This window comes from Streptomyces sp. NPDC002265 (assembly GCF_040296125.1).
Lineage (GTDB): Bacteria > Actinomycetota > Actinomycetes > Streptomycetales > Streptomycetaceae > Streptomyces.
This window is the reverse complement of the sequence record NZ_JBEOWS010000309.1, coordinates 1-11,813: the sequence shown is the minus strand read 5'-3', so window position 1 is coordinate 11,813 and position 11,813 is coordinate 1. Positions and strand designations below refer to the sequence as shown.

The window sequence follows — 11,813 nt, the reverse complement described above, 5'->3', positions numbered from 1 at the left end:
CGGCGGCTCCGGCATCGGAGACCGCCGGGCCGTCGACGGCTGCACCGGCATGGGAGTCCGCCGGGCCGTCGGCCGCGAAGGCGGCGACGGCGGCGGTTCCGGAGACCGCCGGGCGGGCAGCGACGGCACAGGGGAGCGCCGCTGCCGGCCCGGCCACCAGCGCGTACGCCACGGAACCGGCGACCCCGCCCGGGCCGTCGGCGCCCGGGACCCCGGCGGCTCCCTCGACCCCCATCCCGTCGAGCACGGAGGAACCCACCCATGCGACTCGGTAACGGACTGGGCATACGGGCCGTCAGGACCTGTCTGCCAGAGAACGTCGAGACCGCCCAGGACGCCCTCGCCCGCGGCAGGATCGACGAGGACGACCTGGTGAACACCGGCGTCACCGAGGTCCCCGTCTCGACGACGCTTTCGGCTCCGGACCTGGCGGTCCGGGCGGCGCGCGGCGCGCTCGACGCGGCGGGCTGGCACGGCGCGGACCTCGGCTTCACCACCCACGCCTGGATCCACCACCAGGGCCACGACTTCTGGTCGCCCGCGCACTACGTGGCGCACCGGGTCGGCGCGGTGCGCGGTGTGCCGCTGGGCATCCAGGTGATGTGCAACGGCGGCGGCACCGCGCTGGAGGCGGCCGCTTCGCGGCTGCTGGCCGACCGCTCCACCGCCACCGCCCTGGTCACCACCGGCGACCGCTTCCCCGACGAGGGCTTCGACCGCTGGGCGGGCGACTACGGCGTCTTCTACGGCGACGGCGCCACGGCACTCCTGCTGCACGAACGCGACGACAGCGTCGACGAGTTCACGCTCCTTGGGCTGTCCAGCGCCGCCGTCTCGGCGGCCGAGGGACTGCACCGCGGCCGGGACGAGTTCACCCCGGCGACCCGGTGGAACAGCGACCGGATCGACGTCAGGCGCACCAAGAAGGCGTTCATCACCGATGTCGGCCTCGACGGCTTCTACAGCGGTGTGCACGACGCCCTGCGCGGCATCGTCACGACCGCGCTGGCGGAGGCCGGAGTCGACGCCGACGATCCCCGGATCCGGCTGCTCGCCCTGCCCAGGGTCGGCGTCAAGGTCCGTCGCGAGACGTACCACCCGGCAGTCGAAGGGCTGACCAAGGCGGACATCGTCGAACTGGGCGCCCGGACCGGCCACCTGGGAGCCGGTGACCTTGCCGCGAACCTCGCGGACATCCGGGCGCTGGAACTCCTGGCCCCGGGCGAGATCGCCGTCGCCGTCTCGGCGGGCGGGGGCTTCGGCTTCACCTGCGCGATCGTCGCCCGGCCCGCCCGCTGACCTCCCGCGCCCCCGGCTTCTCCCGCCCCGGCCTTCCCCTCGCTCCCGACCTTCCCCTCACCCCCCATACAACCCCTGAAAGAGGATGTTTCATGAGTACGGCTAGTCCGGACGCCCGTCGCGGCAACCCGACACTCACACTGGTCGCGGTCTGTCTCGCCGTCCTGGTTCTGCCCGCCTCGCTGACCGGTACCTCCGTCGCGCTCCCGGAGATCAACTCCGATCTGCATGTGGGGCTCGCCTCGCTGCAATGGGTGGTCAACGCCTACAACCTGGCCTTCGCCTGCTTCATGCTGGGCTGCGGCTCCCTCGCGGACATCGTGGGCCGGCGGCGGATGTTCACCGCCGGTACTGTCCTGTTCGCGCTGTCGACGCTGGCCGGCGCGATCACGTCGAGCATCGTGGTGCTCGACGTGACGCGTGCGCTCGCCGGTCTCGGGGCCGCCGCGGTGATGACCTCGGGCGCCGCGATCCTGGCCACGACGTTCGAGGGCGCCGCCCAGGCGCGGGCCTTCGCGATCCTCGGCTCGTCGGCCGGCGCCGGTCTGGCCCTCGGCCCGTCGACCGCGGGCCTGCTCGTCGACGCCTACGGCTGGCGCTCGGTGTTCCTCTCGCACCTGGTCATCTCGGTGCTCGTGCTCCTCGCGGTGCCGATGATGCCGGAGTCGAGGAACCCCGCCGCGACGAAGGTCGACTGGGCCGGCACCACCACGTTCACACTGTCCCTGTTCTGCCTGATGTACGCCATCGTCCAGGGCCCGCAGCAGGGCTGGACGAGCGCCGGCACGCTGCTGCTGCTCGGCGGGGCCGCCGTACTGATGGCGCTGTTCGTCGTCGCCGAACTCCGGCAGAGCCAGCCCATGATCCAGCTCTCGCTCCTCAGGCAGGGCCGTTTCATGGCGGTTTCGCTGATCCCCATCGCGCTGTCCTTCAGCTTCGTGTGCCTGCTGGTGCTGCTGCCCACGTACTTCACCGGGGTCGTGGGGATGAGCGTGAACGCCTCGGGCGCCACGATGATGCTGCTCACCCTGCCCGTCCTGGTGGTGCCGCTCGTCGTCAGCCAGCTGGTCAAGAACGGCGTGTCCACCCGGCTCGTGCTCACCCTGAGCCTCGTGGTCGCCGCGGCCGGCGCGGCCTGGCTCACCCTGATCGGCCCGGACGTGTCGGTGGCCGCGCTGGCCGGTCCGCTGCTGCTGCTCGGCATCTCGATGGGCATGACGGCCGGTCTGGTGGACGGCGCGGCCATCACCTCCGTGGAGCCGGCCCAGGCGGGTGCCGCCGCCGGTCTCTTCAACACGATGCGCCTGGCCGGTGAGGCCTTCGCCATCGCGGTGATGAGCGCCGTGCTGCTCAACTCGACCCGCTCGCACATCTCCGACGGCCTGTCCGCGGTCCGCGGCGCGAAGGACGTCGACGTGGACGGCGTGGCCGACCGCGTGATCGGCGGAGACCTGGCCGGGGCGGCCCACACCGTCGGCGGTTCCGCCCGCTCCGGCTTCCTCGACCTGCTCACCCGCGGCTACACCGACGGCCTGCACCTGGTGCTGTGGACGGTCGCCGTCATCTGCGCCGCGAGCGCGGTACTGGTGAGCGTGATGCTGCGCGAGCGCACCCGGCCCGCCGCGGCCGCCGAGCCCGCCGTCGAGGAGGCGGCCGTATGACCACCCCCGAGGACGCGCTCCCCGTCCTCGTCGTGGGCGCGGGACCCGCCGGGCTCACCGCGGCGACCGAACTCCTCAGGCGCGGTGTGCCGGTGCGCTGCGTGGACCGGGCCGACGGCCCCAGCACCCTGTCGAAGGCGCTGGGCCTGTGGCCGCGGACCGTCGAGCTGATCCACCGGGTCGGCGGCCAGGAACTGCTCGCCACCCGCGCGCTGCCCCAGTCGCAGATGCGGTACTACTCCGACGGCAAGGTCATCGCCGACCTCCGCTACAGGGCGGCGACCCGGCCGCTGATCTGCCCGCAGCCGGACATCGAGGAGGTCCTGCGGACCAACCTCGCCTTGGTCGGCGGTGCCGTGCGGTGGCGTACCGAACTGCTCGGCTTCGAGCAGCTCGACGACCGGGTGCGGGCCCGGACCCGCCACGAGGACGGCACCGAGCACGAGGAGGAGTTCGCGTACGTCGTCGGGGCGGACGGGGCGAGCAGCACCGTCCGCGGCCGGCTCGGCGTCGGCTTCGAGGGGTCCACGTACGAACTGCGGTTCGTGGTCGCGGACGTCATGGTCGACACCCGCTTCGACCACCGCATGACGCACTACTTCTGCTCGCCGCGGGGCATCCTGGTGGCCTGCGGGCTGCCCGACGGCCGCTGGCGCGTGTTCACCTCGGCGCCGCCCGGGGTGAGCCAGGAGGACGTCGACCTGGCCATGGTGCAGAGCCTGGTCGACGAGCGCGGGCCCGGCGGGATCCGGCTGCGCGACCCCGACTGGATCAGCGTGTTCAACGTGCACGCGCGGCACGCCGAGACGACCCGGATCGGCCGGGTCTTCCTGATCGGGGACGCCGCGCACATCCACAGCCCGGCCGGCGGACAGGGCCTCAACACCGGTGTCAACGACGCCCACAACCTGGCGTGGAAGCTCGCCCTCGTCTGGCACGGACACAGCGCCGGGCGGCTGCTCGACAGCTACGAGAGCGAACGCGGCGAGGTGGCGCGCACGGTGGTGCGCCAGGCCGACGTCCAGACGAGGCTCTGGCTGCTGCGCAAGGCGCACCAGGTCGTCCTGCGCGACAACGTGCTGCGGGTCGCGTCGGGCCTGCGCCTGTTCGACCTGGCGTACATCCCGTGGCTCGCCGGTCTGCGCACGAAGTACCGGGCCGAGCCCGCGGCCGGGAGGAAGACGGCCGGCTTCGTGCCCGGCGCGCTGGTGCCGCTGCCGCTGCGCGGGGAACTCGACGATCTGCGCCACACGTTGATCCTGACCGGGCCGCAGGACGAGTCGGCGAGGGAGCTGACACGGTGGTGCCGGGACCGGCTCGGCGCGGTGGTCGACATCCGCACCGGGGCGCGGCGCGGAAGGACCGCGTTCGTGCTGGCCCGGCCGGACGGCCATGTGGACTGGATCGCCAGGGACGCCGCCGCGATGCGGGGCCGCCTGACGGACCTGTTCCGCCCCCTGCTCACCGCCCCGCGGGGCGAACGACGGAAAGTGAGGGAACACACGGTATGAGTCTCATTCCGGACAGCCACCGGGATCTGCTGGAGCGGCCGCTCTTCGGCCATCTGGCCACGATCCGGGCGGCGGGCGACGGCCCCCAGGTGAACCCGATGTGGTTCACCTGGGACGGCGAGTACGTCCGTTTCACCAACACGACGGTCCGCTACAAGTACAAGAACATCACCGCCGACCCGCATGTCGCGGTCTCGGTCAACGACCCGGACCAGCCGTACCGCTACCTGGAGATCCGGGGCGAGGTGGTCCGCATCGACGACGACTCCTCCGGTGAGTTCTTCGCGCAGCTCGCCGAGCGGTACGGCATGAAGCTGGACGGCCCGCCGCCGGACGTCGCCCACCGCATCGTCTACGTGGTCAAGCCCACGGCGGTCAGCCACCAGTGAACCGGCGGCACCGCGAGGTCAGTTGGCGTCGGCCCCCGCGGGCACGAAGTCCGAGACCCGGCCGGTGCGCGCGCCGAGCGCGCTGAGCCGGCCGAGCGCCTCGCGGTGCTGCGCCTCGTCCACGCTGGCCGTGGCGTCGGAGACGACGACCACGCCGTAGCCGAGGCGCACCGCCGTCGCGGCGGTGGACGCGACGCCGTGCGCGGTGGACAGGCCGGCGATCACCACGTCGGTGACGCCTTCGCCGCGCAGCCGGTCGTGGAGATCGGTGCCCTCGAAGGCGTCGAGGCCGTGCTTGGTCACCAGATGCTCGCCGTCGCGCGGTTCGAGACCGGGGACCAGCTGGTTGGCGGCGGCGCCGACACCGCCGTCGGCGCCGTCGGCCCGTACGTACCGGACGAGGACGACGGTCGAGGCGGCGGTGTCCGCGAACCGCTCGCGGAGCCTGGCGCAGGCCTTGGTCACGGCCTCGCCGCCGATCGGCTGCCACGGCATGCCGACGATCCACCGTTGCAGATCAACCAGGACAAGTGCCGTGCGTGCGCGGGTCATTCAGTTCCCCCAGGACGGATGATCAGCGGTCCACCGCACCCTACCAAGGGGAAAACAGAGCCGATGGAAGGGCAGATCGCCACGCGGGACGGGCTGCGGCTGTGGACGGAGTCGTTCGGCAGCCGGCGCGACCCCGCGCTGCTGCTGGTGATGGGCGGCACGGCGCCGGGCATCGTGTGGCCCGACGAACTGTGCCGGCTGATCGCCGCGGACGGCTGGTTCGTGGTGCGCTACGACCACCGGGACACCGGCAGATCGGGGAAGTCCGACGCCGAGTACGACCTGTCGACGCTGGCCGCGGACGCCGCCGACGTGATCGTCGGGCTCGGTCTGGGCGCGGCGCACGTGGTGGGACAGTCCGCCGGCGGCATGGTGGCCCAGTTGCTCGCGCTCGACCGGCCCGAACTCGTGCGGTCGCTGGTGCTGTTGTCCAGTTCCCCGGACGCGAACGGCGATGTGCGGCTGCCGCCGGAGACCGGACTGCCCGGCCCGCGGCGGCCCGTCCTGGAGCGGGTCGCCCGGCTCACCGCGTCCCCGCCGCAGGGGCCCGAGGAGTGCCTGGCCGCGGCGGTCGACGGCTGGCGGGTGCTGGTGGGGGACACCATGCCGTTCGACCAGGTCTACTGGGGGGACCTGGTCCGGCGCGTGCTGGCCCGCGGGCAGGGGTCCGACACCGCCTGGCGGCACGCGGTGGCACTGGACCGCACGCCCCCGCTGACCGGCCGGATCGCCGCCCTCGACGTGCCGACCCTGGTCGTGCACGGCGAGCGCGATCCGGTCCTGCCGCTCGAACACGGCGAGGAACTGCGCCGGGTGATCCCGCACGCGCGCCTGTGGCGGATCGCGGGCATGGGCCACATCTTCCCGCCGCACTGGTCGCCGGCCATCGCATCGCTCGTCGTCGACCACCTGCGCCGCGTCTGACGGCGCGGACCCCGCCCGGACAGGCCCACCGGACACGACCACCGGACACGACCGCCGGGCACGACGACCGGGCACGACCGCCGGGCACGACGACCGGGCACGACCGCCGGGCACGACGACCGGGCACGACCGCCCGACACGAACCGCGAACGAAGGAGACTGTGATGCGTCATGCGAACGACAGGACCGCCGTCCGGCGCGTGCGGCCGAGAGCGCACCTGGGCCGGACGGCGGGCACGCGCGCCCTGTCCGAGGCGTACGGGCACACGAGGCCGCCGTACGTCCCCGAACCCGGCGCGGACGGCACCGCCCCCTCGCCCGGCGGGCCTCCGGTACCCCCCGCGCCCCCGGCCGCCGACACCGGAAACCCCGACGCGGCCGACGACTTCCTCCGGGCACTGCGCGCCCCGCGCCCGTCCTACGGCCTTGACGAGACGTCCTTCTCGGACCCGCTGACGGCGGCGATTTCCCGGTTCACGGGTATCGCGCCGCCGTACTCGTCCGGGCCGTGAATTCCTTGTCGATGAAAGGGTGTTGAACTCGTCAAGAGTTTGTTACGAGCCCGTCGCTTTCGCGCGGTAAAGCACCGCGCGGGGAATTCTCGTTTCGTACCGAAATCACTCCCGACGCTCTTGGACCGGCGGTACGGGACGTGAGGGCACCGCTCCTCCGTGTGATGAATCGAACAAGGTGGAACTCCCGGCCCGGCATCTCCGTCACCTAGGGTGGCAGACGCATGGCTGAGGGTCCCCTTGTCCGCGCTTCGGCAATGGCGCGCTGCGCGGCACCGGGAGGCCGTGCACACGTCTACGGGGGATGACAAGAACTGCATGGTGCGAACAGAACTCGTTCCATCGCGGAGCCCCGGCGCGCCCGGCGCCGGGAACAGCTTCGGAATACTGGGAACGCTCGCCGTCCGGGTCGCAGGCAAAGAAGTGGTGGTCGATTCCGGGAAACTCCGGGTACTGCTGGCCGCGTTGCTGCTGAGGGCGGGCTCGGTGGTCGACAACGACCGTCTCGCCGATTGGCTGTGGGACGAGCGCAAGCCGTCCAACCCGCGCGGGGCGCTGCACACCTACGTACGACGGCTGCGGATGCTGCTCGGCGACGACCTGGTGGAGACGACGGCCGGCGGCTACCGGATCGACGTGGCCGAGGAGGAACTCGACCTGACCCGGTTCCGCCGGCTGGTCGGGCTCGCGCAGCGGACGGAGACACCGGAGGAGCGGACGCGGCTGCTGGCCGAGGCGCTGAGCGCCTGGCGGGGCGCGCCGTTCGCGGACATCCCGTCGGACGCGTTACGCCGTGACGAGTCGCCGGCGCTGGAGGACGAACGGCTCGGCGCCCTGGAGGCGTACTTCGAGACCGAGCTCCACCTGGGCCGGCACGCGCAGCTCGTGAAGGAGCTGCGCACCGCCGCGATGGACAACCCGCTGCGGGAGAACTTCTGGAGCCTGCTGATGCTGGCCCTGTACCGCTCGGGCCGGCAGGCGGAGGCGCTGGACGTCTATCAGCAGGCCCGCCGTGAACTCGTCGAGCAGCTCGGCGTCGAGCCCGGTGAACGGCTGCGCACGCTGCACGCGGGCATCCTCGAATCGGACCCCGCCCTCGCGGCGCCGCACGGACCGCGACTCGGAGCCGTCACGGTGCCCGCCCAACTCCCGCCCCTGGCACTGGGATTCGTGGGCCGGGACGATGTCGTCGGCCGGATCGAGGCGATACTCCCGCCGGTCTCGGACCGTACCGGGGTCCCCGTCGTGGTGCTGTCCGGGCCGCCCGGGGTGGGCAAGACGGCGCTCGCGGTGTGGCTCGGCAGCCGGGTGCGGGGCGCCTTCCCCGACGGGCAGCTGTACGTGAACCTGCGCGGCTACGAACAGGGCGGCGCGCACGCCCCGCTCCCGCCGGACCAGGTGCTCTCGCAGTTCCTGCGCAGCCTGGGTGTGCCCGCGGAACAGATCCCGGTCGACCCGGTCGAACAGGCCAACCTCTTCCGGTCGAAACTGACCGGGAAGAGCGTGCTGGTGGTGCTGGACAACGCGTCCGGCGTCGAACAGGTGCTGCCGCTCATCCCCGGCGACCCGGGGTGCTCCGTACTGATCACCAGCAGAAGGCAGTTGCGCTCCCTCGCGGTCACGCACGGCGCCCAGGTGGTCCGGGTCGGCACGCTCAGCGAGCAGGAGTCCGCCGACCTGGTCACCGGCATGATGCGGCAGGCCGCGGTGGCGATCGAGCCGGACGTCGTGCGCGAAGTGGCCGCCCTGTGCTCGTACCTGCCGCTCGCGCTGCGGATCGCCGCGGCCAACCTCATCGGCGCGCCCGGCGGGCAGACCGAGGACTACCTGGAGAGTCTGCGGCGCGGCAACCGCCTCGCCGCCCTCTCCGTCGACGGCGACACCACGTCCGCCGTCTCCACGGCCATCGCCCTGTCGTACGACGCGCTGACCCCGGACGACCGCGCGGTCTTCCGGCTGGCCGGGCTCTTCCCCGGCTCCGACTTCACACCCGCCGCCGTCTCGGTGCTCGCCGACATCAGCGAGGCGCAGGCACGTACCGGGCTGAGCCGGCTGGAGACGGCCAGCCTGTTGCAGCAACCCGCCCCGGGCCGCTACCAGTTCCACGACCTGCTGCGCGAGTACGCCCAGGACCGCGCGCTCGCCGAGCACGGCGCCCGGGAGCGGGCCGAGGCACTGGAGCGGCTCGGCCAGTGGTACCTGGCGGGCGCCTGCGCCGCGGCCGACGTCCTGTACTCGGAGTTCGTGCGGCTCGCCCAGCCGGAGCGCCCCAGGGCGACCTTCGAGGTGCCGCAGTTCCCCAACGAGAGCCACGCGATGGCCTGGCTGCTGGCCGAGCGGCGCAACCTGATGGCCTGTGTACGTTACTTCGGCACGCACGGCCCGTACCACCTGTCCTGGCATCTGGCCGACGCGCTGCGCGGCTTCTTCTGGACGGGCAAGTACCGCACCGAGTGGCGGGAGACGACCGGCGTCGGCCTGAGCGCCGCCGAGAACCTGCACGACGAGCGCGGCATCGCGTCCATGCATCGCAGCCTCGCCAACCTCCACAACACGCTGGGCGACTACGAGCGGGCCATCGCGCACCAGGAGAAGAGTCTCGCGCTGCACGACCGGCTCGGCATGGCAGAGGAGGTCGCGGCCACGCTCAACAACATGAGCCTCGCCCACCTCAGCCTCGGCCGGGGCGAGCAGGCGCTCCAGGCGGCGCAGCGGGCCCTCGCCGCCGCGCACACCCTGCGGTCCCCGCGTCTGGAGGCCAGCACCCAGGGCCTGCTGGGGTTCATCCACTGGACGCGCGGTGACATGGCGCGGGCCACCGAGTGCCTCACGGCGTCGCTGGCCACCGCGAGCGGCCTCGGCCTGCACCACATCAGCTCCTACAGCCTGCGCAACCTGGGCCTGGTGCGCCAGGCCACCGGGGAACCGGCCGAGGCGCGGTCCTGCTTCACCCGCGCGCTGAAGGTGTCCGAGTCCATCAACTCCTCGTACGACAGAAGCATCTCGCTGTACGGGCTGGCCCTCGTCGACCTGGACACCGGCCGGCACGAGAGCGCGCTCGACTCGGCGCGGCGAGCCCTGAGTTCCTTCCAGGAGGGCGGCGACCGCACCTACGAGGTGGAGACGCTGTGCCTGCTGTCGGCCATCGGGGCGGGCCTCGGCTCACTGGCCGAGTCGGCCTCCCACGCGGCCGCGGCGCTCGACGGCGCCCGGCAGATCGGCTACGTCGACGGCGAGGCGTACGCGCTGGCCCGCATGGCCGTCACCGACGGCCTGCTGGGCGGCGGGAACGCCGCCCGGTACGCCGAGGAGGCCCGTCTGCTCGCCGAGGGGAGCGCCAACCACATCGTCCGCAGCAAGATCCTCCTGGAACTGGCCCCGCTCCACCTGAGTCTGGACGATCCGCGCCGCGCCGAGGAGTGCGCGCGAGGAGCGATCGCCCTGTCCCAGCCGACCGCGCAGCGCCTGAACATCGCCAGGGCCAAGCACGTCCTGGGCGCCGTCGCCGAGGCCGACGGCGACCACGCGCGGGCGCACGCGTACTGGACCGAGGCTCTCGAGGCCTTCACCGACATCGGCGTCGCCGAGGCCGACGACGTCCGCGCCCGGCTCGGCATCCCATCCGCCGCACGACCCCCGCTCGGGAGGGCGACCTCGTGAACACCGACACCCTTGCCGCCGACGCGCCTCGAGTCCTTGCCGGGCGGGAACGGCTGCGCCCGTTGCTGGCCGGGTCCGTCGGCAACGCCATGGAATGGTTCGACTGGGCCACGTTCGTGACGTTCGCCGCGCTGCTCGGCCCGCAGTTCTACCCGGCGGGCGACCCGGCCACGAACGTCCTGCAGACCCTGTCGGTCTTCGCCGTCGGCTTCCTGTTCCGGCCGCTCGGCGGCGCGCTGATCGGCGCGTACTGCGACCGCCACGGCCGCAGCCCCGCGCTGCGGCTGTCCCTGCTGCTGATGGCGGCCGGCAGCCTGCTGATCGCGCTCGCCCCGCCCTACCGGACGGCCGGCGCGCTGGCCCCGGCGCTGCTGGTGGTGGCCAGGGCGCTGCAGGGCCTGTCCGCGGGCGGCGAGGGCGCGGCGATGAGCACGTACGTGAACGAGATCGCGCCGGCCGGGCGCCGCGGCCTGTACTCCAGCGCCGTCTACGTCAGCACCACCCTCGGCTCCCTCGCCGCCACCCTGCTCGCGCTGCTCCTGCACGACACCCTCACCCCGGCCCAACTGGGCGACTGGGGCTGGCGTGTGCCCTTCGCGCTCGGCGCGCTGCTCGCCCTGTACGGCTGGTACCTGCGCGGCCGGATGCGGGAGACCTCCGTCTTCGAGGCGGTGCGGGAGCGGCCGCGCAACCCCGCCCGGCAGGTGCTGCGCAGCCATCCGTGGGCCGCCGTCCGCGTGGCCGGCTTCACGCTGGGGGCGACCGTCGTCTACTACACCTTCGCCTCCTACCTGCCGCTGTACGCCCAACTCCAGTACGGCATCGGGGCGAACGCCGCACTGAAGGCCGCCGTCGTCGCGCAGGTGGTGTTCATGGCCGCGCTGCCGCTGTTCGGGGCGGCCGCCGACCGCTTCGGGCGCCGTCCGCTGCTGCTGGTCTTCGGCATCGGGTCCGCCTGTCTGGCCCCGGTCCTCTTCGGGCTCCTGTCGGGTTCGGCGGTGCGGCTGGGCGTGGTGATGACGGCGGCGCTCCTGCTGTTCGGCTGCTACGCGGGGGCCGCGCCGTCGGCGACGCTGGAGATGTTCCCGACGGCGCTGCGGTCGAGCGGTATCGGACTGCCGTACGCGCTGACGGTGGCCGTGTTCGGCGGCACGGCGCCCTATCTGATCGAGTACCTCTCCGCGCACGGGCACGCCGGCTGGTACCCCTGGTACGTGGCGGCGCTCTGCCTGATCAGCACGGTGTCGTTCCTGCGCTACCGTGAGACCAAGGACGTGGACCTGGCGTCCGTCGGGAACCGTTAAC

9 protein-coding genes and 1 pseudogene are annotated in these 11,813 nt (G+C 72.8%); 8 read left to right on the top strand and 2 right to left on the bottom strand.

What is annotated here, in order from left to right; all coding sequences use genetic code 11:
- A pseudogene (locus ABT085_RS36305) lies at positions 1–259 on the bottom strand (hypothetical protein); the annotation flags it as partial.
- A gap of 2 nt (positions 260–261) precedes the next feature.
- Between ABT085_RS36305 and ABT085_RS36300 the strand changes: the two are divergent.
- The 4 genes from ABT085_RS36300 to ABT085_RS36285 all read left to right on the top strand — a co-directional run bounded on the left by ABT085_RS36300 (position 262) and on the right by ABT085_RS36285 (position 4,860).
- Positions 262–1,299 carry a ketoacyl-ACP synthase III family protein gene (locus tag ABT085_RS36300; protein WP_351618022.1) on the top strand — a complete coding sequence of 346 codons (1,038 nt, stop codon included), beginning with the start codon at positions 262–264 and terminating at the stop codon, positions 1,297–1,299.
- A 92-nt stretch (positions 1,300–1,391) separates the two neighbouring features.
- Positions 1,392–2,960 carry an MFS transporter gene (locus ABT085_RS36295; RefSeq protein ID WP_351618019.1) on the top strand — a complete coding sequence of 523 codons (1,569 nt, stop codon included), beginning with the start codon at positions 1,392–1,394 and terminating at the stop codon, positions 2,958–2,960.
- Positions 2,957–4,471, top strand: a complete 1,515-nt coding sequence (locus ABT085_RS36290; RefSeq protein ID WP_351618016.1) for an FAD-dependent monooxygenase — start codon at positions 2,957–2,959, stop codon at positions 4,469–4,471. Before ABT085_RS36295 ends, ABT085_RS36290 begins: the two co-directional genes overlap by 4 nt.
- A complete protein-coding gene (locus tag ABT085_RS36285) occupies positions 4,468–4,860 on the top strand; it encodes a PPOX class F420-dependent oxidoreductase (RefSeq protein ID WP_351618014.1) in 393 nt (130 codons plus the stop codon). Before ABT085_RS36290 ends, ABT085_RS36285 begins: the two co-directional genes overlap by 4 nt.
- A gap of 18 nt (positions 4,861–4,878) precedes the next feature.
- On the opposite strand, the gene ABT085_RS36280 is transcribed toward ABT085_RS36285, so the two are convergent.
- The gene (locus tag ABT085_RS36280) at positions 4,879–5,412 is read right to left on the bottom strand and encodes a cysteine hydrolase family protein (RefSeq protein WP_351618011.1); all 534 of its coding nucleotides are present in this window, start codon (positions 5,410–5,412) and stop codon (positions 4,879–4,881) included.
- Positions 5,413–5,475: 63 nt separating this feature from the next.
- On the opposite strand from ABT085_RS36280, the gene ABT085_RS36275 reads away from it, so the two are divergent.
- The 4 genes from ABT085_RS36275 (at position 5,476) to ABT085_RS36260 (ending at position 11,812) form a co-directional block, all read left to right on the top strand.
- Positions 5,476–6,336 carry an alpha/beta fold hydrolase gene (locus tag ABT085_RS36275; RefSeq protein ID WP_351618008.1) on the top strand — a complete coding sequence of 287 codons (861 nt, stop codon included), beginning with the start codon at positions 5,476–5,478 and terminating at the stop codon, positions 6,334–6,336.
- A gap of 164 nt (positions 6,337–6,500) precedes the next feature.
- Entirely contained in the window at positions 6,501–6,848 is a 348-nt protein-coding gene (locus tag ABT085_RS36270) for a hypothetical protein (RefSeq protein WP_351618005.1), read from the top strand.
- A 426-nt stretch (positions 6,849–7,274) separates the two neighbouring features.
- Entirely contained in the window at positions 7,275–10,508 is a 3,234-nt protein-coding gene (locus tag ABT085_RS36265) for an AfsR/SARP family transcriptional regulator (protein WP_351618002.1), read from the top strand.
- Positions 10,505–11,812 carry an MFS transporter gene (locus ABT085_RS36260; RefSeq protein ID WP_351618000.1) on the top strand — a complete coding sequence of 436 codons (1,308 nt, stop codon included), beginning with the start codon at positions 10,505–10,507 and terminating at the stop codon, positions 11,810–11,812. Before ABT085_RS36265 ends, ABT085_RS36260 begins: the two co-directional genes overlap by 4 nt.
- Position 11,813 lies beyond the last annotated feature (1 nt).

Excerpts from the sequence above, each read along its gene's own strand:
- ABT085_RS36300 (WP_351618022.1), top strand. The coding sequence starts at position 262 with ATGCGACTCGGTAACGGACTGGGCATACGGGCCGTCAGGACCTGTCTG.
- ABT085_RS36295 (WP_351618019.1), top strand. The coding sequence starts at position 1,392 with ATGAGTACGGCTAGTCCGGACGCCCGTCGCGGCAACCCGACACTCACA.
- ABT085_RS36290 (WP_351618016.1), top strand. The coding sequence starts at position 2,957 with ATGACCACCCCCGAGGACGCGCTCCCCGTCCTCGTCGTGGGCGCGGGA.
- ABT085_RS36285 (WP_351618014.1), top strand. The coding sequence starts at position 4,468 with ATGAGTCTCATTCCGGACAGCCACCGGGATCTGCTGGAGCGGCCGCTC.
- ABT085_RS36280 (WP_351618011.1), bottom strand. The coding sequence starts at position 5,412 with ATGACCCGCGCACGCACGGCACTTGTCCTGGTTGATCTGCAACGGTGG.
- ABT085_RS36275 (WP_351618008.1), top strand. The coding sequence starts at position 5,476 with ATGGAAGGGCAGATCGCCACGCGGGACGGGCTGCGGCTGTGGACGGAG.
- ABT085_RS36270 (WP_351618005.1), top strand. The coding sequence starts at position 6,501 with ATGCGTCATGCGAACGACAGGACCGCCGTCCGGCGCGTGCGGCCGAGA.